The organism is Paracidovorax sp. (genome assembly GCF_057642795.1).
On record NZ_JBXYZY010000049.1, the window covers coordinates 180,024 to 202,398 of the forward strand.

The following is a 22,375-nucleotide window of genomic DNA, read 5'->3' on the forward strand; positions in this document are numbered from 1 at the left end:
GCGAGAATGATTTGCACACACCCGCAGGTCATGCCCGATATCCCCAACGATTCCGCTGCCTTCGGCGGCGCTGCCACCGACTCCGCCGCGTCCGCAGGCATGGATGAGGCCGCATCGCCCCCGGCGGCCGCTGCGGCGGCTCGCCGCCGCCCCAAGCCGGGTGAGCGCCGCCTGCAGATCCTGCAGGCCCTGGCCGGCATGCTGGAGCAGCCTGGCGCGGAGCGCATCACCACCGCAGCGCTGGCTGCCCGCCTGGATGTGAGCGAGGCGGCCCTCTACCGCCACTTCGCCAGCAAGGCCCAGATGTTCGAGGGGCTCATCGACTTCATTGAGGAAAGCATCTTCAGGCGCGTGCAGCAGATCACCCAGGGCCTGCGGGTGCCGGGCGGCGCGGCCAGCGGCGAGGCCGCACCGGGCGAGGAGGGCGCGCAGTGCGCGGCCCGCATCTGCGCCCTGGTGCTGCAGTTCGGCGCGCGTAATCCCGGCATGGTGCGGGTGATGGTGGGCGATGCGCTGGTGCTGGAAAACGACCGCCTTCTGCAGCGCATGAACCAGTTCTTCGACCGCATCGAATCGTCGTTGCGGCAATGCCTGCGCCCGGCTGCGGATGCCGCCGGCTCAGCCACGCCCACGGCGGATGCCCAGGTGCGCGCTGCCGCGCTCTGCGACCTGCTGCGCGGGCGGCTGCAGCGCTATGCGCGCACGGATTTCCGCCGTTCACCTGTAGAGCAACTGGAGGCTACGCTGCAGCTTTGGCTCGGGCCTGTCCACGCCGCCCCCGCTCGCTGAGGCGGCGGCTAGGGGTTTTCCCGCGCATCCCCCCATCGGCCCCTAGGGGCTATCGCTGATGCGCATTTTTCATGCAAAATAGCACGATCGTTCGTTTTATTTTCCATGACTGACACGTCCGCTCCCCACAAACCCGTCCGCGCCGCGGCGCGGGAAGGCCGTGCCCTCCAAAAGGGTCAGCAGACCAAGGCCGTCATCGTCGAGGCGGCGTTGGGCCTGGCCACCCACATCGGGCTCGAAGGCCTGTCCATCGGCGCGCTGGCCGACGTCACGGGCATGAGCAAGTCCGGCGTCTTCGCCCATTTCGGCTCGCGCGAAGAGTTGCAGATCTCCGTGATCCGCGAATACCACGTGCGGTTCGAGCAAGAGGTCTTCTACCCCGCGATGAACGCCCCGCGCGGCGTGGCGCGGCTGCGGGCCATGTTCGCCCACTGGATGCAGCGCACCTCCATCGAAATCGATTCCGGCTGCATCTACATCAGCGGCGCCGTGGAGTTCGACGACCGAGCGGGCCCGGTGCGCGACGCGCTCGCGAGTTCCGTGCTGACCTGGCTCGCCGCGATGAAGCGCGCCATCGAGCAGTCCAAGGAGTTGGGCCAGCTGCGCGCCGACGTGAGCCCCGATCAGATGCTGTTCGAGATCCACGGCCTCATCCTGGCGCTGCACTACGAAGCGCGCTTCCTGCAGACGCCCGGCTCGATCGACCGGGCCAATGCCGGCTTCGACAACATCCTGGCGCGCTACGGCGTGCCCGATTCCGGCAGCAGCGGCGGTTGAGCCCGTCCGCGTTGCCCTCCGTGTTCCACCCATCGGTCCCTTCGACAACGTTCGTTTCCCTTCCAGCCTTTTGAGGAGCCCACATGCCCAGCTACACGCCTCCCCTGCGCGACATGCAATTCGTGATGCACGAGGTTTTCCGCGTTTCCGACGAGTTCAAGGCGATGCCCAAGCATGCCGAGGTCGATGAGGACACCATCAACGCCGTGCTGGAAGAGGCTGGCAAGTTCGCCGCCGGCGTGGCCTTTCCGCTCAATATTTCGGGCGACGAAGAGGGCTGCACGCTGGATAAGCAGACGCATGAGGTGACCACGCCCAAGGGCTTCAAGGAAGCCTATGCGCAGTACATCGAAGGCGGCTGGGCGGCGCTCTCGTGCGACCCCGAATACGGCGGCCAGGGCCTGCCCTTCGTGCTCAACCAGTGCCTCTACGAAATGCTCAACAGCGCCAACCAGGCCTGGACCATGTATCCCGGCCTCTCCCACGGCGCCTACGAAGCGCTGCTGGCGCACGGTACCGACGAGCAGAAGAAGACCTATCTGCCCAAGCTGGTAAGCGGCGAGTGGACCGGCACCATGTGCCTGACCGAACCCCATTGCGGCACGGATCTGGGCATGCTGCGCACCAAGGCAGAGCCCGTGGCCGGCGCACCCGAAGGTACCTACAAGATCACCGGCAACAAGATCTTCATCAGCGCCGGCGAGCACGATTTCACCGAGAACATCGTCCACCTGGTGCTGGCCCGCCTGCCCGATGCTCCCAAGGGCAGCAAGGGCATCAGCCTGTTCGTGGTGCCCAAGTACCACGTCAACGCCGACGGCTCGCTGGGCGAGCGCAACCCGATCTTCTGCGCCGGCCTGGAACACAAGATGGGCATCCACGGCAACGCCACCGCGCAGATCGCCATCGACGGCGCCATCGGCACCTTGGTGGGCCAGCCCCACAAGGGCCTGCAGGCCATGTTCGTGATGATGAATGCGGCCCGCCTGGGTGTGGGCAACCAGTCGCTGGGGCTGACCGAAGTGGCCTTCCAGAACGCGCTGGCCTACGCCAAGGACCGCATCCAGATGCGCAGCCTCTCGGGCACCAAGGCCAAGGACAAGGACGCCGATCCGATCATCGTCCACCCCGACGTGCGCAAGATGCTGCTCACGGCCAAGGCCTATGCCGAAGGCGCCCGCGCGCTGCAGATCTACTGCACGCTGCTGCTGGACAAGGCCCACAGCCACCCGGACGACAAGGTGCGCAAGGACTCGGACGAGCTGGTCGCGCTGCTGACGCCCATCGTCAAGGCCTTCATCACCGACAACGGCCACATCTCCACCAACGCCTGCATGCAGGTGTTCGGCGGCCACGGCTTCATCAAGGAATGGGGCATGGAGCAGTTCGTGCGGGACAACCGCATCAACATGATCTATGAAGGCACGAACACCATCCAGTCGCTGGACCTGCTGGGCCGCAAGGTCCTGGGCAATAACGGCGCCACGCTCAAGAAGCTGGGCAAGCTGGTCGCCAAGCTGGTGGAAGAAGAAGGCGTGAACGAGAAGATGGCCGAGTTCATCAACCCCGTGGCCTACCTGGGCGACCAGATGACCAAGTTCACCACCGAGATCGGCTTCAAGGGTTTCCAGAACCCCGACGAAGTGGGGGCCGCCGCCGTCGATTACCTGCGCGTGGCCGGCCACCTGGTGTTCGGCTACCTGTTCGCCCGCATGGCCCAGGTCGCGCTGCGCGAGATCGCGGCCGGCAACACCGACCCGTTCTACGTCGCCAAGCTGCAGACGGCGCGCTTCTACTTCGCCAAGCTGTTCCCTGAAACGGCCACGCTGATGCGCACCGCGCGTGCCGGCGCCAAGCCGCTGATGGACACCGACGCCGCGCTGGCCTGAACGGGCCGCCGTCTCTCGCCGTTTATCCACGTTTTTGCCAAGGAGCCCTTATGAATAAAGCGCTAGTAGCTATCTTTTGTGTAGCAATCACCGCCCCCGTCTGGGCCCAGGTCACCCCCGTGGGCACGTGGCGCAGCATCGACGACAAGACCGGCGAGGCCAAGGCCCAGATCCGCATCGGCGAAGCCGCCGGTGCGTTGACCGGGCGCATCGAGAAGTCGCTCAAAAAAGACACGGCTCCCGACGCCACCTGTGTGGAATGCACCGACGACCGCAAGGGCCAGCCCATTGCCGGCCTGGAGATCATCCGCGGCGGCAGGAAGGCCGACGCCAAGGACGTGTGGGAGGGCGGCAAGATTCTCGATCCTGAGAGCGGCAAGGAATACCGCGCCAGCTTCACGCCCATCGAGGGCGGCGCCAAGCTGGAAGTGCGCGGCTATCTGGGGCCCTTCTGGCGCACGCAAGTCTGGCAGCGCGTGCAGTAACCCATTCGACAAGAAACCACCATGTCCCGATTCCAAGTGAAGAAAGTCGCCGTGCTCGGCGCAGGCGTGATGGGCGCGCAGATCGCCGCCCACCTCGCCAACGTGAAGGTGCCGGTCGTGCTGTTCGACCTGCCGGCCAAGGAAGGCCCGAAGAACGGCATCGTCGCCAAGGCCATCGAGGGGCTGAAGAAGCTCAAGCCCGCGCCGCTGGGCGTGGCGGATGATGCCGCGCTGATCGGCCAGGCCAACTACGAAGAGCACCTGGATCAGCTGCGCGAATGCGACCTCATCATCGAGGCCATCGCCGAGCGCATGGACTGGAAGCTCGATCTCTACAAGAAGATCGCGCCCTTCGTCGCGCCGCAGGCCATCGTGGCGTCCAACACCTCGGGGCTGTCGATCACCAAGCTCTCCGAGGCGCTGCCAGACGCCATCAAGCCGCGCTTTTGCGGCATCCACTTCTTCAACCCGCCGCGCTACATGACGCTGGTGGAGCTGATCGACACGCCCACCACCCAGCCCGCCGTGTTGGACCAGCTTGAAGCCTTCGTGACCAGCGGCCTGGGCAAGGGCGTGGTGCGCGCGCACGACACGCCCAACTTCATCGCCAACCGCGTCGGCATCGCCGGCATGCTGGCGACGATGAAGGAGGTGGAGAACTTCGGCCTCACCTACGACGTGGTGGACGACCTCACCGGCAAGAAGTTGGGCCGCGCCTCCAGCGGCACCTTCCGCACCGCCGACGTGGTGGGCCTGGACACCATGGCCCACGTCATCAAGACGCTGCAGGACAACCTGACGGAAGAGACCGATCCGTTCTACGGCAGCTTCGGCACGCCCGAAGTGCTGAACAAGCTGATCGAGATGAAGCACCTGGGCCAGAAGACCAAGGCCGGCTTCTACAAGAAGGTGGGCCGCGACATCCTGCGCTTCGACCTGGCCGAAGGCGACTACGTGCCGGGCGGCCAGAAGGCCGACGAGGTCTATGGCCGCATGCTCAAGAAGCCCGCCGCCGAGCGCCTCAAACTGCTGCGCAATGCCGAGGGCGCGCAGGGCCGCTTCCTCTGGGCCATCCTGCGCAACAGCTTTCACTACGCTGCCGTGCACCTGGCCACCATCGCCGACAACGCGCGCGACGTGGACCAGGCCATGCGCTGGGGCTTCGGCATGAAGCAGGGCCCCTTCGAGCTCTGGCAAGAGGCCGGCTGGCTCGACGTGGCGAAGATGATCCAGGAGGACATCGACGCAGGCAAGGCGCTGTCGAAGGCGCCGCTGCCCGAGTGGGTCTTCAAGGGCCCGGTGGCCGATGCCGGCGGCGTGCACACGGCCGAAGGCTCGTGGAGCGCGTCGAAATCGACGTTCGTGCCGCGCCGCCAGCTGCCCGTCTATGAGCGCCAGCACTTCCCCGAACGCCTGCTGGGCGAAACCAGTCTGCCCGACTGGCGCACGGCCGGCACCACGGTGGCCGAATCCGATGCGCTGCGCACCTGGACGCTGGACGGCAAGGTGCTCATCGCCAGCATCCAAAGCAAGATGCACGCGATCAGCCCCGACGTGATGGAGGGCCTGATCGAAGCCATCGACACCGCCGAGCGCGAATACGACGGCCTGGTGATCTGGTCCGGCGACGCCCCCTTCAGCGTGGGCGCTGACCTGCAGGCCACCATGCCCGCCTTCGTCGTGGCCGGCATCTCCGCCATCGAAAGCGTGGAGCAGGAGCTGCAGAACCTGATGCTGCGCCTGCGCTATGCCCAGGTGCCGGTCATCTCGGCCATCCACGGCATGGCGCTGGGCGGCGGCTGCGAGCTGGCCGTGTATTCGGCGCGCCGCGTGGCCCACATGGAAAGCTACATCGGCCTGGTCGAAGTGGGCGTGGGCCTGGTGCCCGGCGCGGGCGGCCTGACCTACATCGCCCGCCGCGCGGCCGAGAATGCCGCCGCTTCCACCGGCAAGGACCTGCTGCCCTTCCTGACCGAAGGCTTCACCGCCGCCGCCATGGCCAAGGTGGGCACGAGCGCGCTGGAATCCCGCAAGCTCGGCTACCTGCTGGAGAGCGACATCGTCGTGCCGCACAAGGACGAGGTGCTGTTCGTCGCGCTCAACGAAGCCCGTGCCATGGCCGCCAGCGGCTGGCGCGCGCCGAACAAGCGCCTGTTCCCGGTCGCAGGGCGCAGCGGCATCGCCACCATCCGCGGCTCACTGGTCAACATGCGCGACGGCGGCTTCATCAGCGACCACGACCAGCACATCGCCACCCTGATCGCCGAGATCGTCTGCGGCGGCGACGTGGATGCCGGCACGCTGGTGAGCGAGGAATACCTGATGGCGCTGGAGCGCAAGGCCTTCTGCGCCCTCATCCAGCACCCCAAGACGCAGGAACGCATCCTGGGCATGCTGAGCACCGGCAAGCCGGTGCGCAACTGAAGCCCCGCCGCTCGCCGCCATGACGACCACCACCGACATCGCCCCCAACCGCATGCAGCTGCAACTGCAGCAGGTGGACGAATTCCCCCGGCTGCTGCGCCCCTGGGTGCGCAACCTCGTGCTGCGCCGCGCCGTGCCGTTCACCCGCACGGCGCGCGTGGAATTCGTGGAGATGTCGCCCAGCCGCGTGGAAGTGCGCCTCGGCAACGAGCCCCGCGTGCGCAACCACATCGGCGGGATCCATGCCTCGGCCATGAACCTGCTGGCCGAGACGGCCACCGGCATGGCCGTGGGGCTGAACGTGCGCGACGACTGCCTGCCGCTGGCCAAGGACATGAAGATGGCCTTCCGCAAGCGCGCCACCGGCGCCCTGCGCGCCGTGGCGGTGCTGAGCGACGCGCAGCGCGCAGCCATGCAGGCGAGCGACAGGGGCGAGATGCAGGTGCAGGTCACCGTGACGGACGAGGCCGGCGTGGAGCCGGTGGAGTGCGAATTCACGTGGGCCTGGGTGCCCTCCAGCCGCCCCGCCAGGTGAGTGCCAGCGAGCCACCGAACCTACCCACAAGATTGACTGACAGACTGACCGATCGACGGATCGCTTGAAGGAGCCTTCTCCATGGCAAAACAACTGCAGGACGCCTACATCGTCGCCGCCACGCGCACGCCCATCGGCAAGTCGCACCGCGGCTATTTCCGTAACACCCGGCCCGACGACCTGCTGGCCACGACCCTGAAGGCCGCGCTGGCCCAGGTGCCGGGGCTGGACCCGGCCTCCATCGAGGACATCATCTGCGGCTGCGCCATCCCCGAAGGCGCACAGGGCCTGAACGTGGCACGCATCGGCGCCGTGCTGGCCGGCCTGCCCACCAGCGTGGGCGGCATCACCGTCAACCGCTTCTGCGCCTCGGGCCTGTCGGCGGTGCAGATGGCGGCCGACCGCATCCGCGTGGGCGAGGCCGAGGTGATGATCGCCGCCGGCGTCGAAAGCATGAGCATGGTGCCCATGATGGGCAACACGCCTTCGCTTTCGCCCAGCATCTTCGCCAAGGACGGCGACGTGGGCATCGCCTACGGCATGGGTCTGACGGCCGAGAAGGTCGCCCAGCAGTGGAAGGTGAGCCGCGAGGACCAGGACGCCTTCGCGCTGCAGTCGCACCAGAAGGCGCTGGCCGCGCAGCAGGCGGGCGAATTCACCGACGAGATCACGCCCATCGAGGTGACCGACCGCACGGCCGACCTCGCCACCGGCGAGGCCATCGCCAAGACCCGCACCGTGACGCTGGACGAGGGCGCCCGCCCCGACACCAGCCTGGAAGGACTGGCTAAGCTCAAGACCGTGTTCGCCGCGCGCGGATCGGTCACGGCCGGCAACAGCTCGCAGACCAGCGACGGCGCGGGCGCGCTCATCCTGGCCAGCGAATCGGCGGTCAAGCGCTTCGGCCTCACGCCGTTGGCGCGCTTCGTCAGTTTCGCCAGCAAGGGCGTGCCGCCCAGCATCATGGGCATCGGCCCCATCGAGGCGATCCCGGCCGCGTTGCGCTACGCCGGCCTGCAGCACGGCGACATCGACTGGTTCGAGCTGAACGAGGCCTTCGCCGCGCAGTCCCTGGCCGTCATCCGCCAGCTGGGCCTGGACCCGGCCAAGGTCAACCCCATGGGCGGCGCCATCGCTCTGGGCCACCCGCTGGGCGCCACGGGCGCCATCCGCGCCGCCACGGTGGTGCATGCGCTGCGCCGCAAGAACCTCAAGTACGGCATGGTCACCATGTGCGTGGGCATGGGGCAGGGCGCCGCCGGCATCTTCGAGCGGGTTTGATGTCCACCCCCTGAGCGGCTAAGCCGCTTCCCCTTCTCCCGCACTGGTGCGCGGGAAGGGGCTCGGCGCCAGCGCCCGGGCGAAGGCCGTTCCACGGCGTCTGCTGGCGAAGTCACGCCGCTCCCCTCGCAGAGCGCAAAGTCGCGGGCACGACGGCGCACCGCTTTCAACCACGGCACACTGATCCCCCATGACCGATGCTCTGCACCCCTTCGACGACGCCATCGCGCTGGAACCGGCCGGTGCTCACCGCTTCGCCGGCCGCACCACGCCGGCTTACTGGAACATGGTGGGACCGTTCGGCGGCATCACCGCCGCCACGCTGCTGCAGGCCGTCATGCAGCACCCTGATCGGCTCGGCGAGCCGCTGTCGCTCACGGTGAACTATGCGGGTGCGGTCGCCGAGGGCCCTTTCACCGTGCAGGCCACGCCGGTGCGCACCAACCGCTCCACCCAGCACTGGACCCTCTCCATCACCCAACCCGGGCCCGACGGCGAGCCCGTGACGGCTACCACCGCCACGGCCGTCACCGCCGCGCGCCGCGACACCTGGAGCGACAGCGACACCCCCATGCCAGCGGCCCCCGCGCCGGAGATGCTGGAGCCCCTGGGCCCGGGGCTGGGCACCGCCTGGCTGGATCGCTACGATCTGCGCCCCGTGGCTGGCAATATACCGCAGCGCTGGGACGGCAGCCGGGGCGAGGGCACGCTCACGCAGCTCTGGATGCGCGACGCGCCGGCGCGGCCGCTCGACTTCTGCGCGCTGACTGCGCTGGCCGACGTGTTCTACCCGCGCGTCTGGCTGCGCCGCGCGCTGCGCGTGCCGGCCGGCACCGTTTCGCTCACGGTGTATTTCCATGCCGGCAGCGCGCAGCTCAAAGCCAGCGGCGCCGGCCACGTGCTGGGCCAGGCCCGCGCGCAGGAATTCCGCAATGGTTTCTTCGACCAGACCGCGCAGTTGTGGAACCATGGCGGCACGTTGCTGGCGACCAGCCACCAGATCGTCTATTACAAGGAATGATGCGGCGCCCCCCACGCAGCCGCAGCACGCAAGAAAGGAACTCCGCATGACCGATTCCACCGCCACCGCATCCCCGCAGGCCGAAGGCACTTCGCAGGACATCCTGATCCACACCGAAGCCGGCATCACCACCATCACCTTCAACCGGCTGGACAAGAAGAACTCCATCACCCGCGCCATGTACGCGACCCTGGCCGACGCCTTCGACGCCGCCGCGCAGGACCCGGCCGTGCGCGTGGTCGTGCTGCAGGGCGATGTGGCCATCTTCAGCGCGGGCAACGACATCGGAGACTTCCTGGAGCAAAAGCCCTCGGCGCAGGATTCGCCCGTGTTCCGCTTCCTGCGCGGCATCGCCACCTTCCCCAAGCCCGTGGTCGCGGCCGTCTGCGGCCCGGCCGTGGGCATCGGCACCACCATGCTGTTCCATTGCGATCTGGTCTATGCGGGCGACAACGCCGCGTTCTCGATGCCCTTCGTGAACCTCGGACTGTGCCCAGAGGCGGCTTCCAGCCTGCTGGTGCCGCGCATGTTCGGCTACCACCGCGCGGCCGAAGCCCTGCTGCTGGGCGAGCCCTTCATGGCCGAGGCCGCGCTGGAAGTGGGCCTGGTCAACCGTGTGGTGCCGCCCACCGAATGCAACATGGTCGCCCAAACCCAGGCCCGCAAGCTCGCCGGCAAGCCGCTCAGCTCGCTGATCGAGACCAAGCGCCTCATGAAGGGCGCAGACCAGGCCGCCGTGCTCGAGCGCATCGCCCACGAGGGCGATAGCTTCGGCCGCATGCTGACCCAGCCCGCGGCCCGCGAAGCCTTCACCGCGTTCATGGAAAAACGGCGCCCTGATTTCAGCGCCTGCTGAAATCAGGGGCTACCGTCAGGTAGCGTGCCGCGCAGCGGCCCAGAGGTTTTCGCCAAAAACGGCGCCCTGATTTCAGCGCCTGCTGAAATCAGGGGCTACCGTCAGGTAGCTTGCCGCGCAGCGGCTCAAGGGTTTTCGTTAAAAAAGGCGCCCTGATTTCAGCGCCTGCTGAAGCAGGCCTCCTGCCGTCGGCTTCGGAGGAAGGCGGGATGTGCTGCGTTCCACCATCCGGTCCGGTCGCTGTGTGTCGCTGCAAACCCTGCAAGCGCATGCAACGAACGAGGGGTTTCGTTACGGTTCTTGCCGGATGCGGGGATATTTCCTACGGCAGCGCTTCTAGCATGGCCTCTCTTTTCAAGGAGATCTGATGGCCGTGCAAAACCCGTTCTTTGGCAAGCGTGAACCCGACGCATTCCAGCCCCGCCAATCCAACTCCGTGCTGGGGGGCGCTACCACCCCGGGCACCCTGAATCCCGCCGCCGGGGCGAGTGTTGCCGGCAAGCCCCTGACGGCCACGCCCGCCGCGACGGCGACCTCAGCCGCCACCGAAGGTGCTGGCAGCAAGCTCACCGTCGGCCCGAACATCAAGCTCAAGGGCGTGGAGATCACCGATTGCGACACGCTGGTGGTCGAAGGCACCGTCGAGGCCACGATGGATTCGCGCGTGATCCACATCGCAGAGCAGGGCGCGTTCCGCGGCTCGGCCGAGATCGACATTGCCGAGATCCATGGCGAGTTCGACGGCACCCTCACCGTGCGCCAGAAGCTGGTGATCTACAGCACCGGCAAGGTCACGGGCAAGATCCGTTACGGCAAGGTGGTGATCGAAGAAGGCGGCCAGCTCTCGGGCGAGATCGAGGCGGGCATGAGCGCCAGCCGGAGCAGCAGCGCAAGCACCACGGCGGCCTATAACGCGCCCCGCAACGAAACGCCCGCCCTCGCGGCGGCCTGAGCGGCGGCGGCTGCGGCCCGCCCGTCCGGGCGCCGCAGCGCGATGGCTTTCCACCGGGCACGCTCTTGCAGCCCGGTTTCCGTTGCACTCCATCAATCCATCGAGGGCTGATTCACTCCGTGGTCAGCGTTCCGTCCGCCGCGTCGTCTTCCGCACGCGGCGGGATCGGCCGGGGCCGGCCGGAGGCGTCGATGGCCACATAGGTCAGGCGCGCCTCGGTCACCTTCAGGTACTTGCCCTGGGTGGCGAAGCGCTCGGCATACACCTCGACTTCCACCGTCACCGACGTGCGGCCGATGCGCTGCACGCTCGCGTAGAACGAGAGGATGTCGCCCACCCGCACCGGCTGCTTGAAGATGAATTCGTTCACCGCCACCGTGGCCATGCGGCCCTGCACATAGCGCGCGGGCAGCACCGAGCCGGCGAGATCCACCTGCGCCATCACCCAGCCACCGAAGATGTCGCCATTGGCGTTGCAGTCGCCGGGCATGGGGATGACCTTGAGCACCAGTTCCTTGTCTGCGGGCAGGGCGGTCAGCAGGGCAGGGGCACGCGCTGCGGCACGCGCGGGGCTGGGGGATTCGGTCATGGGCACAATCTGGGTAAAAACAACAACCGGAATTGTCCCTCATGCGCCCCCACGGCGAATCTGCAGCCCACCTCCGCCCGGCCGCCTCGGCCCCGGCGTCCCCCTCCGCTTCGCCACGCTCCGACTGGGGCACCATCGCCCGGCTGCTGCCCTATCTCTGGGATTACAAGTGGCGCGTAGCCGCCGCGCTGGCCTTCGTCTTCATCGCCAAGAGCGCCAACGTAGGCGTGCCGCTGTTGCTCAAGCACCTGGTGGATGCGATGACGATCCCGCCCGGCAGCCCGGCAGCCGTCGTGGTGGTGCCGATGGCGCTGATCGTGGCCTACGGACTGCTGCGGCTCTCCACCTCGGTGTTCACCGAGCTGCGCGAGCTGGTCTTCGCCAAGGCCACGCAGGGCGCGGCGCGCGCGATCGCGCTGCAGACCTTCGAGCATCTGCACGCGCTCTCGCTGCGCTTCCACCTGGAGCGGCAGACCGGCGGCATGACGCGCGACATCGAGCGCGGCATGAGCAGCATCCAGTCGCTGATCTCGTTCACGCTGTTCAACATCGGCGCCACGCTGGTGGAAGTGTTCATGGTGCTCACCGTGCTGGCCGTGCGCTTCGATGCGGGCTTCGCCTGGATCACGCTGGCGGCGCTGGCCTGCTACATCGCCTTCACCGTGAGCGTGACCGAATGGCGCACGCATTTCCGCCGGCAGGCCAACGAATTCGACTCGGCCGCGCATTCCAAGGCCATCGATTCGCTGCTGAACTACGAGACGGTGAAGTACTTCAACAACGAAGCCTTCGAGGCGCAGCGCTACGACGAGAGCCTGCAGCGCCTGCGCCGCGCGCGGCTGAAAAGCCAGAACTCGCTGTCGCTGCTCAACACCGGCCAGCAGCTCATCATCGCCACCGGGCTGGTCGCCATGCTCTGGCGCGCGGCCCAGGGCGTGGCCGACGGGCGCATGACGGTGGGGGACCTGGTCATGGTCAACGCCTTCATGATCCAGCTCTACATCCCGCTCAACTTCCTGGGCGTGATCTACCGCGAGATCAAGCAGAGCCTGACCGATCTGGACAAGATGTTCACGCTGATGGACCGTGAGCGCGAGGTGGCCGACGCCCCCGGCGCCGCGCCGCTGCAGCTGGCGGGCCCGCCCGCCGTGCGCTTCGCTGACGTGCAGTTCGCCTACGACCCGGCGCGGCCCATCCTGCGCGGCGTGAGCTTCGAGATCCCTGCCGGCCGCACGGTGGCGGTGGTGGGCCCCTCGGGCTCGGGCAAATCGACCCTGGCGCGGCTGCTCTACCGCTTCTACGACATCCAGGCCGGCGCCATCACCATCGGCGGGCAGGACCTGCGCGCCGTGACGCAGCACAGCGTGCGCCGCGCCATCGGCATCGTGCCGCAGGACACGGTGCTGTTCAACGACACCATCGCCTACAACATCGCCTACGGCCGGCCCGGCGCCACGCAGGAGGAGGTGCAGGCCGCCGCGCAGGCTGCGCGCATCCACGGCTTCATCGCTGGCACGCCGCAGGGCTATGCCACCCCGGTGGGCGAGCGCGGGCTCAAGCTCTCGGGCGGCGAGAAGCAGCGCGTGGCCATCGCCCGCACGCTGCTCAAGGACCCGCCCATCCTGATCTTCGACGAGGCCACCAGCGCGCTGGATTCGGCCAACGAACGCGCCATCCAGGCCGAGCTGAAAAGCGCGGCCGAAGGCAAGACCACGCTACTCATCGCCCACCGCCTCTCCACCGTGGTCGATGCCCACGAGATCCTGGTCATGGACGCCGGCCAGATCGTGGAGCGCGGCACGCATGCCGAGCTGCTGGCCCGCGGCGGGCGCTACGCCAGCATGTGGGCGCTGCAGCAAAGCCATGGCGAAATCGCCGGCTAGCTTGCTAACCGCCTGGGTAGTTTGCTATTGAATTGATAGTGATCGATGGATCGCTCGAATGGAAGACCGACGATGGATGTACCCGCCCTGCAGCGCCAGCTGCGCGAATTCGCCGCGGCCCGGGACTGGCAGCCCTTCCACACGCCCAAGAACCTGGCGATGGCCCTGATGGTGGAATCGGCCGAGCTGCTGGAGCTGTTCCAGTGGCTCACGCCCGAAGAGTCGCGGTCGCTCACGCAGCAGCGCGCGGGGCGCGATCGCGTGGGCGAGGAAATGGCCGACGTGCTGCTCTACCTGCTGCAGCTGGCCGACCACACCGGCGTGGATCTGGAAGCCGCCGTGGCCCGCAAGCTGGCGATGAACGCGGTCAAGCACCCGCCCGCGCCGCGCTGAGGCGGCCATGCAAAAAGCCCCGCAGGGGCGGGGCTCGGGCGCCGCAAGCAGGCTGAGGTTCAGGGCTTCTTGCGTGCGGCAATGGCCTTCTCGGCCGCGCCGATCAGGTCGGCGCCGATGGTGCCCTTCCACTTGTCCACCACCGGCCGCGTGGCCTGCACGAAGGCCTGGCGCTCTTCGGGGCTGAGCTGCGTCACGGTCACGCCGTGGCTGGCGATGTCCTTGAGCAGGGGCTTGTCGGCCTCCACCAAGCCCTTGCGGGCGATGGCGATCTGCTCCTTGCCCGCGTCGATGGCGGCCTGCTTGACGATCTCCCGGTCGGCCGGGGTCCAGCTGTTCCAGATGTCCTTGTTGACCACGAAGATCAGCGGGTCGTTCATGTAGTTCCACAGCGTGACGTACTTCTGCGCCACCGTGTAGAGCTTGGCCGCCATATAGACCGACAGCGGGTTCTCCTGCCCATCGACCGCGCCGCTGGCCATGGCGGGCTGGGCGTCGGCCCAGCTCATCTGCGTCGGGTTGGCGCCCAGGGCGCTGAAAGTGTCCAGGAACAGCGGCGAGCCGACCACGCGGATCTTCATGCCCTTCAGGTCCGCCGGGCTCTTGATGGGGCGCTTGGAGTTGGAGATCTCGCGGTAGCCGTTCTCGCCCCAGGCCAGCGGCACCACGCCGGCCTTGTCCAGCGTCTGGAAGATCGTCTTGCCGGCCTCGCCCTGTGTCACGGCATCGACGGCAGCGTAGTCGGGAAAGAAGAAGGGCAGTGAGAACAGGTTGAGCTGCTTGACCTGCGGCGACCAGTTGATCGTCGAGCCGATGGCCATGTCGATCACGCCCTGGCGCAGCGCGCTGAATTCGCGCGTCTGGTCGCCCTGGATCAGCGACACGCCCGGATAGAGCTTGATGTTGATGCGGCCTTGCGTGCGTTCGCGGACCTTGTTGGCCCAGATCTCGCCCCCCTTGCCCCAGGGAAAGGCGGTGCCCAGCACCAGCGACATGCGGTATTCGCTCTTGTAGTTGGTCTGGGCCAGTGCGGGCGTGGCGCTGAAGGCCAGGGCCGCAGCGGCCGCCATGGCAGAGGTGAGAAAGGTGCGCAGTTTCATGGTTTCAGTCTCCTGGTTGTACGAATCGGGATTCCGTCAGTAGCCCAGCCGGGCAGGCAGCCACAGAGCGAGCTGCGGGAAGGCGATGACCAGCAGCATGACGAGCCCCATGGCCAGCAGCATGGGGCCGACCCAGCGCACGGTGGATTCCATGCGCACGCCGGCGATGCGGCACGACACCATCAGGTTCACGGCCAGCGGCGGCGTGAATTGGCCCAGCGCCACCTTGAGCGTGAGGATCACGCCGAACCATACCGGGTCCCAACGGTAGTGGTTCATGATGGGCAGCAGCAGCGGCACGAAGATCAGGAAGATCGAGATGCCGTCCAGGAACATGCCCACGGTGATCAGCAGCAGGATCAGCAGCGCCAGCACGCCGTATTCGCCCAGGCCCGAATGCACGATGGCGTTGGCCACCGGGTCGATCACGCCCAGCGTGGACAGCGAGAACGCGAAGATGCCCGCGAGCGACACCACCAGCAGGATCACGGCCGAAAGCTCGCCCGCTTCGCGCAGGATGGGGAACAGATCGCGCCAGGTGATGGTGCGGTGGATGCACATGCCCACGAAGAGCCCGTAGAAGACGGCCACCACGGCGGCCTCGGTGGGCGTGAACCAGCCCGCGCGCATGCCGCCCAGGATCAGCACCGGCGCGGCCAGGCCCCAGGAGGCTTCGCGCAGGCTCTGCCAGAACGGCGGGCGCGGCATGGAGGCTTCCAGCGCTCCCATCCTGTGGCGGCGCGCCAGCCACACGGCGGGCACGATCAGCGCCACGCCGGCCAGCACGCCCGGCACCATGCCGGCCGCGAACAGGGCCGGCACCGAGGCGCCCGGCACCAGCACCGAATAGATGATGAAGGCGACCGAGGGCGGAATCAGGATGTCGGTGGCCGCAGCCGCACCCACCACGCTGGCCGAGAAGCTGCCCGGGTAGCCCGCGCGGCTCATGGCTGCGATCATCACGCCGCCCACGGCCGCCGCGTTGGCCGGCCCCGAGCCCGAGATGCCCCCCAGGAACATGGCCACGGCGATCGCCACCAGCGGCAGCATGCCGGGGCCGCGGCCCACGATGGCGACGGCGAAGTTGACCAGGCGCAGCGCCACGCCCGAGCGATCGAAGATCGAGCCCACCAGCACGAACATGGGAATGGCCAGCAGCGGGTACTTGCCCAGGCCGGCATAGAAGTTCTGCGGCACGGCCAGCAGGCCGAACCACTGCGCGTCGTGGTTGGCCAGCGCGATGGCGGCGGCGCCCGCCAGGCCCAGGGCCGCGCCGATGGGCACTCCCACGAACATCAGCGCCAGGAAGGCCACAAAGAGCAAGGTGGCGATCATGGCTGGCGCTCCTGCGGCACGCCCGGCGTGCCCGGCGCCGCGTCGGCATCGGTGAAGAACGTATCGGGCTGACGGCCCCGGCGGATGTAGAGGCCTATCGCGCGCCAGGTGATCAGCAGCGAAAGGATGGGCAGCCAGATCGAATACCACCATTGCGGCACGCCGATGCCGGGCGAGGTTTCCTCGAAGCGGAAGTCGTCATAGACCACGCGCACGCTGAGCACCGCGATTACGCCAAACAGCACCGCCACCAGGGCTGCCCCGAACTGTGCGAGGAACCGGCGCCGCGCGGGCGAGCCGCGCTCGGCGAACCATTCGATGCGGATGTGGCGGTCGCGCGCCACCGCGGCGGAGCCGGCCACCAGCGCCAGCACGATCATCAGGAAGACGGAGATCTCCTCCGTCCACGCGAAAGAAGAGTTGGTGAAGTAGCGCACCAGCACATTGGCGAAGGTGATGAGTGCGAGCAGCGCCATCACGATCACGGTGAGCCAGTCTTCGATGCGGAGGGACCGGGGCGGTTCGTTGGCGTCGTTGCCGGGGGGGCGAGCGGTGGCGTCCGGCGCGGAGCCGGGCGATGGGTGGGCGGACATGGGTCGAGAAGGAAGCGGGAGAAAGGCGAAAAAGGGGGCGCTTGAGGGAATCGGCAGAAAGGCAGCCAGGGCGCGCACGGGTGCGGCGGCAGCGGGGCGCCTGCCGGCTTCGTGCGCCACAGGCTTGGCGGGGACCGCCCGTGGGCGCGGTGGCGCCCCGAACCATTTTGCAACCAAAGGTGCGTGCGCCGTCGTGGGGTGTTCCCGCAGCGCAGCAAAGGAGCCGCAGGGTGCGGACCACCTGGGAAGGCCCCCCGCAGTGCCCATAATGCGCGCCATGGAAACCAAGTGGCTCGAGGACTTCGTCAGCCTGGCGGAAACACGCAGTTTCAGCCGTTCGGCGCAATTGCGGCATGTGACGCAGCCGGCCTTTTCGCGCCGCATCCAGGCGCTCGAAGCCTGGGCGGGCACCGATCTGGTGGACCGCAGCTCCTACCCCACCCGGCTCACCCCGGCGGGCAAGACGCTCTACGACCAGGCGCTGGAGATGCTGCAGGCGCTGCAGAACACCCGCGCCATGCTGCGCGCCCATACCAGCGCGGGGCAGGACATGGTGGAGTTCGCCGTTCCGCACACGCTGGCCTTCACCTTCTTTCCCGCCTGGGTGTCCAGCCTGCGCGAGAAGTTCGGCCCGCTCAAGAGCCGGCTCATCGCGCTCAACGTCCACGATGCCGTGATGCGGCTGGTCGAAGGCGGCTGCGATCTGCTCATCGCCTACCACCACCCCTCGCAGCCGCTGCAGCTCGATGCCAACCGCTACGAGATGGTGACCCTGGGGCAGGAGGTGCTCTCGCCCTACGCCAAGGCCGGACCCGATGGCCAGCCCTTGTTCGCGCTGCCCGGCCGTCCCGGCCAGCCACTGCCCTACCTGGGCTATGCGCCTGGCGCTTACCTGGGTCGGGTGACCGAGCTGATCCTCAAGCAGTCCGGCACGGCCATCCATCTCGATCGCGTCTATGAAACCGACATGGCCGAGGGCCTGAAGGCCATGGCGCTGGAGGGCCACGGCGTGGCCTTCCTACCGCACAGCGCCGTGAAGAAGGAGTTGCGCTCGCGCCGCCTGGTCAGCGCCGCGCCGCCGGGCGTGGAAGACCTGCAGATGGTGATGGAGGTGCGCGCCTACCGCGAGAAGCCTTCGGCCAAAGACGGGGCCAAGGGAACGGCCGAGGCGCTCTGGAGCTACCTTCTGCAGCAGAGCACCGAAACGGTGCACTCTCCGGTCTGAGCCTTTCCGCAGGCCAGGCAGGGGACGAAGGCGCCTCCCGCATGGGCAGGGTTATGCAAGGGTTAACCCGAGTTATGTGTTTCTCGCATAAAGTGGCGCCCAATTGGCATTGGTCACCGGGCCAGCGGCGCAATTACAGTCTGCGGCGTACGGGCTGCATGGCATTTGTCGCGGTGCTGCCCGGGTGGCATCACAGTATCTGGCGCAGAGCTTGCTTGGATTGTGGGTGGGCTGGGTGGCGCGGCGTCTTCGGGCGTTCACTGCGCGCTCCCGGAATGCCTCGCCGAACAGGCTGGGAGAGTGCCGGTCGCATGAGCGCCGGGCATCCCTGTTGACGGGGGTGGTTTATGCGGTGTGCGTGCTGCAGTCCGGCGCCTAGAATGAAAGTCTCAGTTTTTTGTATCGCAAGTTAAGGAGATATGCATGAAGAAACATCTGTTGGCCCTGGCCATTACCGCTCTCGCGGCGGGCAGCGCGTTCGCACAGGCCAATGACACCCTGGCCAAGATCAAGGCTTCCGGCACGATCACCGAAGGCGTGCGTGAATCCTCCGGCCTCTCCTTTACGCTGGGCGACGGCAAGTACACGGGCTTCCACTACGACGTGTGCGCCCGCGTGATCTCCGATATCCAGAAGCATCTGGGCCTGGCCAAGCTGGAAACCAAGTACCAGCCCGTGACCTCGCAGAACCGCATTCCGCTGGTGCAGAACGGCACCGTGGACATCGAGTGCGGCTCCACGACCAACAACCAGGCTCGCCAGAAGGACGTGGCCTTCGCCGTGACCACCTACGTGGAAGAAGTGCGCATCGCCACCAAGGCCAACTCCGGCATCACCGGCATCAAGGACCTGAATGGCAAGACCATCGCCACGACGACCGGCACGACCTCCGTGCAGACGCTGCGCAAGAACAAGCGCGCTGATGGCCTGACCTTCAAGGAAGTGTTCGGCAAGGACCACTCCGACAGCTTCCTGCTGCTCGAATCGGGCCGCGCTGACGCCTTCATCATGGACGGCTCCATCCTGGCCTCCAACATCGCCAAGTCCAAGGCACCTGCCGACTACAAGATCGTCGGCGAAGTCCTGAGCGTGGAGCCCATCGGCATCATGATCCGCAAGGACGACCCCGCCTTCAAGAAGGTGGTGGACGACAGCCTGAAAGCGATGATGAAGTCGGGCGAGATCGCCAAGCTCTACGACAAGTGGTTCATGCAGCCCATCCCGCCGAACAACGTGAAGGTCGGTCTGCCCGCCAGCGATGCCACCAAGGACGCCTGGGCCCACCCGAACGACAAGCCGATGGAAGACTACAAGCTGAAGGACTGAAGCACCCAGGTGCGGCTCTCCCCGGAAAACGCCCACATGAGTGGGCGTTTTTTGTAAGCCGGCCGCTGCGGGACGACCTGCGGGCCACCGGGATGCCTGATACGACAAACGATTAGAAAAGAAGGATTTCCCATGGGATCGAATTGGGATTGGCAGGTGTTCCTGCAGGACCCGGGTGGCGAATACCCGACGTACCTGCAGTGGATGCTCTCGGCCTGGGGCTGGACAGTGTCCGTCTCGCTGCTGGCATTGGTGATCGCCCTGATCGCCGGCTCCCTCATCGGCACGATTCGCACGTTGCCGGACAACAAGTTCCTCGTTGGCTTCGGCAATGCGTGGGTGGAACTGTTCCGCAACATCCCGCTGCTGGTGCAGATCTTCCTCTGGTACCACGTGCTGCCGGCGATCTTCCCGGTGCTCAAGGGTTTTTCCAGCTTCATCCTCGTGGTGCTGGCGCTGGGCTTCTTCACCTCCGCGCGTATCGCCGAGCAGGTACGCGCTGGCATCCAGGCGCTTCCGCGCGGCCAGCGCTACGCCGGCATGGCCATGGGCTTTACCACGCTGCAGTACTACCGCTATGTGCTGCTGCCCATGGCGTTCCGCATCATCATTCCGCCGCTGACCAGCGAGACGATGAACATCTTCAAGAACTCGTCCGTGGCGTTCGCCGTGTCGGTGACCGAGCTGACCATGTTCGCCATGCAGGCGCAGGAAGAAACCTCGCGCGGCATCGAGGTGTACCTGGCGGTGACGGGCCTCTACGTCATCTCCGCATTCGCGATCAACCGCATCATGGCCTTCATCGAGAAGCGCTCACGGGTGCCGGGCTTCATCGTCTCCAGCGGCGCAGGTGGAGGCCACTGACATGATGAATCTCGATTTTTCCTTCTACAGCTGGGACATCATCAGCAAGTTCGTGCTGAAGGGTTTCTACTTCAGCATCATGCTCACCGTGGTGGCCACGCTGGGCGGCATCCTGTTCGGCACCGTGCTGGCGCTGATGCGCCTGTCGGGCAAGAAGTGGCTGGACGTGCCGGCCACCATCTACGTCAACGGCATGCGCAGCATTCCGCTGGTGATGGTGATCCTCTGGTTCTTCCTGCTGGTGCCCTTCATCGTCGGGCGGCCCATCGGCGCCGAGATGTCGGCGGTGATCACCTTCATCGCGTTCGAGGCGGCCTATTTCAGCGAGATCATGCGCGCGGGCATCCAGTCCATCTCGCGCGGGCAGGTCTTCGCAGGCCAGGCGCTGGGCATGACCTACGGGCAGAACATGAAGCTCGTGATCCTGCCGCAGGCGTTCCGCAACATGCTGCCGGTGCTGCTCACCCAGACCATCATCCTGTTCCAGGACACCTCGCTCGTCTATGCCATCGGCGCCTACGACATGCTCAAGGGCTTCGAAACGGCTGGCAAGAACTACGGCCGACCCATCGAGGCCTACCTGCTGGCCGCCGTCGTCTATTTCGTGATGTGCTTTGCGCTGTCGTGGGTCGTCAAGCGCCTGCACCGCAAGATCGCCATCATCCGATGATCGCCCGGGCGGCATGAACCAACAGATCCACCGACTTCGACGAATGAACGACGAACGACTCCCTCGACGAGTCAGTGAGTGAGGAATAAAGCAAATGATTGAACTCAAGAACGTTTCCAAGTGGTATGGCAGCTTCCAGGTGCTCAACGACTGCTCCACCACCATCAAGAAGGGTGAAGTGGTCGTGGTCTGCGGCCCTTCGGGTTCCGGCAAGTCCACGCTGATCAAGACCGTGAACGCGCTGGAGCCGGTGCAAAAGGGCGAGATCTGGGTCAACGGCGTGCCCGTGCACGATCCCAAGACCAATCTGCCCAAGCTCCGCAGCCAGGTCGGCATGGTGTTCCAGCACTTCGAGCTGTTTCCTCACCTGTCGGTCACCGACAACCTGACCATCGCCCAGATCAAGGTGCTGGGCCGCAGTGCCGACGAGGCCAAGAAGCGCGGCCTGAAGATGCTCGACCGCGTGGGCCTGCTGGCGCACAAGGACAAGTTCCCCGGCCAACTCTCGGGCGGCCAGCAGCAGCGCGTAGCCATCGCCCGTGCGCTGTCGATGGACCCCATCGTGATGCTGTTCGACGAACCCACGTCGGCGCTGGACCCCGAAATGGTGGGCGAAGTGCTGGACGTGATGGTCGCGCTGGCCAACGAAGGCATGACCATGATGTGCGTGACCCACGAAATGGGCTTTGCCCGCAAGGTGGGCCACCGCGTGATCTTCATGGACGTGGGCGGCAAGATCCTGGAGGACTGCACGAAGCAAGAATTCTTCGGCAACCCCGACGCTCGCCAGCCGCGCACCAAGGACTTCCTCAACAAGATCCTGCAGCACTGATCCGGCAGAAGTGCAGGGCACGGGCCAGCGGCGGCCACAGCCGCCGCGCCGGTGCTCCCAAGGAAAAAGCAAAGGCGCCTTCGGGCGCCTTTGCTTTTGGGCGGCCAGAATGGGGGCGCCGTCTCTCCCATTGCACGAGCCCATCACCTCCTAGCCATGCCTGACCACCGCCCCCCCGCAAGCCCCCCAGCCGCCGCAACGCGCGGGCCGGGGCTGCCCGCCGAATGGCAGGTGGTGCAGTGGCACAGCGATGCGCCACCCCAGCCGGCCTGGGGCGAGCCTTGCAACGGCTGCGGACTGTGTTGCCTGGCGGAGCCTTGCCCGGTGGGCATGCTGGTGTCGCGGCGCCGCAATGGCCCTTGTAGCGCTTTGCGCTGGGACGAGCAGGGTGGGCGCTATCGCTGTGGGCTGCTGACCGATACGGCCGGCGTTACGGGCTGGCGCAACGCGTGGTGGCTGCGAGGTGCGCGTGCGGTAGCGCGCCGGTGGATCGCCGCGGGGCAGGGCTGCGATGCGCTGCCGCTGCGGGCGGAGCCACCCGGCGCCGCGTAGCCAA

General features: G+C 66.8%; 21 protein-coding genes. 17 read left to right on the top strand and 4 right to left on the bottom strand.

All coding sequences use genetic code 11. From position 1 onward, the window contains the following. The first annotated feature begins 99 nt into the window (after positions 1–99). From slmA to AC3A84_RS19420, 10 genes are all read left to right on the top strand, one after another. Positions 100–789, top strand: coding sequence for a nucleoid occlusion factor SlmA (gene slmA / locus AC3A84_RS19375; protein ID WP_487971751.1), 690 nt, complete (start codon positions 100–102; stop codon positions 787–789). Between the two features lie 105 nt (positions 790–894). Beyond that, positions 895–1,566, top strand: a complete 672-nt coding sequence (locus AC3A84_RS19380) for a TetR/AcrR family transcriptional regulator (protein ID WP_487971692.1) — start codon at positions 895–897, stop codon at positions 1,564–1,566. Positions 1,567–1,649: 83 nt separating this feature from the next. Next, a complete protein-coding gene (locus AC3A84_RS19385) occupies positions 1,650–3,455 on the top strand; it encodes an acyl-CoA dehydrogenase C-terminal domain-containing protein (RefSeq protein WP_487971693.1) in 1,806 nt (601 codons plus the stop codon). Between the two features lie 50 nt (positions 3,456–3,505). Further along, positions 3,506–3,940 (top strand): DUF2147 domain-containing protein, encoded by a 435-nt coding sequence (locus AC3A84_RS19390; RefSeq protein WP_487971694.1) that lies wholly within the window; start codon positions 3,506–3,508, stop codon positions 3,938–3,940. Positions 3,941–3,961: 21 nt separating this feature from the next. Next, positions 3,962–6,364, top strand: coding sequence for a 3-hydroxyacyl-CoA dehydrogenase/enoyl-CoA hydratase family protein (locus tag AC3A84_RS19395; RefSeq protein WP_487971695.1), 2,403 nt, complete (start codon positions 3,962–3,964; stop codon positions 6,362–6,364). Between the two features lie 19 nt (positions 6,365–6,383). After that, positions 6,384–6,899 carry a DUF4442 domain-containing protein gene (locus tag AC3A84_RS19400; protein WP_092938844.1) on the top strand — a complete coding sequence of 172 codons (516 nt, stop codon included), beginning with the start codon at positions 6,384–6,386 and terminating at the stop codon, positions 6,897–6,899. Positions 6,900–6,980: 81 nt separating this feature from the next. Then, the gene (locus tag AC3A84_RS19405; RefSeq protein ID WP_288509610.1) at positions 6,981–8,180 is read left to right on the top strand and encodes an acetyl-CoA C-acyltransferase; all 1,200 of its coding nucleotides are present in this window, start codon (positions 6,981–6,983) and stop codon (positions 8,178–8,180) included. Between the two features lie 190 nt (positions 8,181–8,370). After that, on the top strand, positions 8,371–9,201 hold the full coding sequence (locus AC3A84_RS19410; RefSeq protein ID WP_487971696.1) for an acyl-CoA thioesterase: 831 nt from the start codon (positions 8,371–8,373) through the stop codon (positions 9,199–9,201). Between the two features lie 46 nt (positions 9,202–9,247). Next, on the top strand, positions 9,248–10,057 hold the full coding sequence (locus AC3A84_RS19415) for an enoyl-CoA hydratase (protein WP_487971697.1): 810 nt from the start codon (positions 9,248–9,250) through the stop codon (positions 10,055–10,057). A 367-nt stretch (positions 10,058–10,424) separates the two neighbouring features. Beyond that, positions 10,425–11,009 carry a bactofilin family protein gene (locus tag AC3A84_RS19420; protein WP_487971698.1) on the top strand — a complete coding sequence of 195 codons (585 nt, stop codon included), beginning with the start codon at positions 10,425–10,427 and terminating at the stop codon, positions 11,007–11,009. 112 nt (positions 11,010–11,121) lie between these two features. On the opposite strand, the gene AC3A84_RS19425 is transcribed toward AC3A84_RS19420, so the two are convergent. After that, complete coding sequence (locus AC3A84_RS19425) at positions 11,122–11,598, bottom strand: acyl-CoA thioesterase (protein WP_487971699.1); 477 nt, start codon at positions 11,596–11,598, stop codon at positions 11,122–11,124. A 41-nt stretch (positions 11,599–11,639) separates the two neighbouring features. On the opposite strand from AC3A84_RS19425, the gene AC3A84_RS19430 reads away from it, so the two are divergent. Together AC3A84_RS19430 and AC3A84_RS19435 are read left to right on the top strand one after the other, a co-directional pair. After that, positions 11,640–13,481 (top strand): ABCB family ABC transporter ATP-binding protein/permease, encoded by a 1,842-nt coding sequence (locus AC3A84_RS19430; protein WP_487971700.1) that lies wholly within the window; start codon positions 11,640–11,642, stop codon positions 13,479–13,481. A 72-nt stretch (positions 13,482–13,553) separates the two neighbouring features. Further along, positions 13,554–13,874, top strand: a complete 321-nt coding sequence (locus AC3A84_RS19435) for a nucleotide pyrophosphohydrolase (RefSeq protein WP_487971701.1) — start codon at positions 13,554–13,556, stop codon at positions 13,872–13,874. A gap of 59 nt (positions 13,875–13,933) precedes the next feature. On the opposite strand, the gene AC3A84_RS19440 is transcribed toward AC3A84_RS19435, so the two are convergent. Genes AC3A84_RS19440 through AC3A84_RS19450 form a run of 3 tightly spaced genes read right to left on the bottom strand, consistent with a single transcriptional unit; the run spans position 13,934 to position 16,902 of the window. Beyond that, positions 13,934–14,974, bottom strand: a complete 1,041-nt coding sequence (locus tag AC3A84_RS19440; protein ID WP_487971702.1) for a DctP family TRAP transporter solute-binding subunit — start codon at positions 14,972–14,974, stop codon at positions 13,934–13,936. A gap of 36 nt (positions 14,975–15,010) precedes the next feature. Further along, the gene (locus AC3A84_RS19445) at positions 15,011–16,309 is read right to left on the bottom strand and encodes a TRAP transporter large permease (protein WP_487971703.1); all 1,299 of its coding nucleotides are present in this window, start codon (positions 16,307–16,309) and stop codon (positions 15,011–15,013) included. Continuing rightward, positions 16,306–16,902, bottom strand: coding sequence for a TRAP transporter small permease (locus AC3A84_RS19450; RefSeq protein ID WP_487971704.1), 597 nt, complete (start codon positions 16,900–16,902; stop codon positions 16,306–16,308). The genes AC3A84_RS19445 and AC3A84_RS19450 overlap by 4 nt, the downstream gene beginning before the upstream one ends. 277 nt (positions 16,903–17,179) lie before the next feature. Between AC3A84_RS19450 and AC3A84_RS19455 the strand changes: the two genes are divergently transcribed. The 5 genes from AC3A84_RS19455 to AC3A84_RS19475 all read left to right on the top strand — a co-directional run bounded on the left by AC3A84_RS19455 (position 17,180) and on the right by AC3A84_RS19475 (position 21,819). Further along, on the top strand, positions 17,180–18,127 hold the full coding sequence (locus tag AC3A84_RS19455; RefSeq protein WP_487971705.1) for a LysR family transcriptional regulator: 948 nt from the start codon (positions 17,180–17,182) through the stop codon (positions 18,125–18,127). 423 nt (positions 18,128–18,550) lie between these two features. Next, on the top strand, positions 18,551–19,453 hold the full coding sequence (locus AC3A84_RS19460; protein ID WP_487971706.1) for an amino acid ABC transporter substrate-binding protein: 903 nt from the start codon (positions 18,551–18,553) through the stop codon (positions 19,451–19,453). 132 nt (positions 19,454–19,585) lie between these two features. Continuing rightward, positions 19,586–20,317, top strand: coding sequence for an amino acid ABC transporter permease (locus AC3A84_RS19465; RefSeq protein WP_487971707.1), 732 nt, complete (start codon positions 19,586–19,588; stop codon positions 20,315–20,317). A gap of 1 nt (position 20,318) precedes the next feature. Next, entirely contained in the window at positions 20,319–20,987 is a 669-nt protein-coding gene (locus AC3A84_RS19470) for an amino acid ABC transporter permease (protein WP_175518440.1), read from the top strand. 94 nt (positions 20,988–21,081) lie between these two features. After that, positions 21,082–21,819 (top strand): amino acid ABC transporter ATP-binding protein, encoded by a 738-nt coding sequence (locus AC3A84_RS19475; RefSeq protein ID WP_487971708.1) that lies wholly within the window; start codon positions 21,082–21,084, stop codon positions 21,817–21,819. Positions 21,820–22,375: the final 556 nt, after the last annotated feature.

Excerpts from the sequence above, each read along its gene's own strand:
- AC3A84_RS19435 (WP_487971701.1), top strand. The coding sequence starts at position 13,554 with ATGGATGTACCCGCCCTGCAGCGCCAGCTGCGCGAATTCGCCGCGGCC.
- AC3A84_RS19400 (WP_092938844.1), top strand. The coding sequence starts at position 6,384 with ATGACGACCACCACCGACATCGCCCCCAACCGCATGCAGCTGCAACTG.
- AC3A84_RS19420 (WP_487971698.1), top strand. The coding sequence starts at position 10,425 with ATGGCCGTGCAAAACCCGTTCTTTGGCAAGCGTGAACCCGACGCATTC.
- AC3A84_RS19410 (WP_487971696.1), top strand. The coding sequence starts at position 8,371 with ATGACCGATGCTCTGCACCCCTTCGACGACGCCATCGCGCTGGAACCG.
- AC3A84_RS19455 (WP_487971705.1), top strand. The coding sequence starts at position 17,180 with ATGGAAACCAAGTGGCTCGAGGACTTCGTCAGCCTGGCGGAAACACGC.
- AC3A84_RS19445 (WP_487971703.1), bottom strand. The coding sequence starts at position 16,309 with ATGATCGCCACCTTGCTCTTTGTGGCCTTCCTGGCGCTGATGTTCGTG.
- AC3A84_RS19475 (WP_487971708.1), top strand. The coding sequence starts at position 21,082 with ATGATTGAACTCAAGAACGTTTCCAAGTGGTATGGCAGCTTCCAGGTG.
- AC3A84_RS19425 (WP_487971699.1), bottom strand. The coding sequence starts at position 11,598 with ATGACCGAATCCCCCAGCCCCGCGCGTGCCGCAGCGCGTGCCCCTGCC.
- AC3A84_RS19395 (WP_487971695.1), top strand. The coding sequence starts at position 3,962 with ATGTCCCGATTCCAAGTGAAGAAAGTCGCCGTGCTCGGCGCAGGCGTG.
- AC3A84_RS19385 (WP_487971693.1), top strand. The coding sequence starts at position 1,650 with ATGCCCAGCTACACGCCTCCCCTGCGCGACATGCAATTCGTGATGCAC.
- AC3A84_RS19415 (WP_487971697.1), top strand. The coding sequence starts at position 9,248 with ATGACCGATTCCACCGCCACCGCATCCCCGCAGGCCGAAGGCACTTCG.
- AC3A84_RS19450 (WP_487971704.1), bottom strand. The coding sequence starts at position 16,902 with ATGTCCGCCCACCCATCGCCCGGCTCCGCGCCGGACGCCACCGCTCGC.
- AC3A84_RS19390 (WP_487971694.1), top strand. The coding sequence starts at position 3,506 with ATGAATAAAGCGCTAGTAGCTATCTTTTGTGTAGCAATCACCGCCCCC.
- AC3A84_RS19380 (WP_487971692.1), top strand. The coding sequence starts at position 895 with ATGACTGACACGTCCGCTCCCCACAAACCCGTCCGCGCCGCGGCGCGG.
- AC3A84_RS19430 (WP_487971700.1), top strand. The coding sequence starts at position 11,640 with ATGCGCCCCCACGGCGAATCTGCAGCCCACCTCCGCCCGGCCGCCTCG.
- slmA (WP_487971751.1), top strand. The coding sequence starts at position 100 with ATGGATGAGGCCGCATCGCCCCCGGCGGCCGCTGCGGCGGCTCGCCGC.
- AC3A84_RS19465 (WP_487971707.1), top strand. The coding sequence starts at position 19,586 with ATGGGATCGAATTGGGATTGGCAGGTGTTCCTGCAGGACCCGGGTGGC.
- AC3A84_RS19470 (WP_175518440.1), top strand. The coding sequence starts at position 20,319 with ATGATGAATCTCGATTTTTCCTTCTACAGCTGGGACATCATCAGCAAG.
- AC3A84_RS19460 (WP_487971706.1), top strand. The coding sequence starts at position 18,551 with ATGAAGAAACATCTGTTGGCCCTGGCCATTACCGCTCTCGCGGCGGGC.
- AC3A84_RS19440 (WP_487971702.1), bottom strand. The coding sequence starts at position 14,974 with ATGAAACTGCGCACCTTTCTCACCTCTGCCATGGCGGCCGCTGCGGCC.
- AC3A84_RS19405 (WP_288509610.1), top strand. The coding sequence starts at position 6,981 with ATGGCAAAACAACTGCAGGACGCCTACATCGTCGCCGCCACGCGCACG.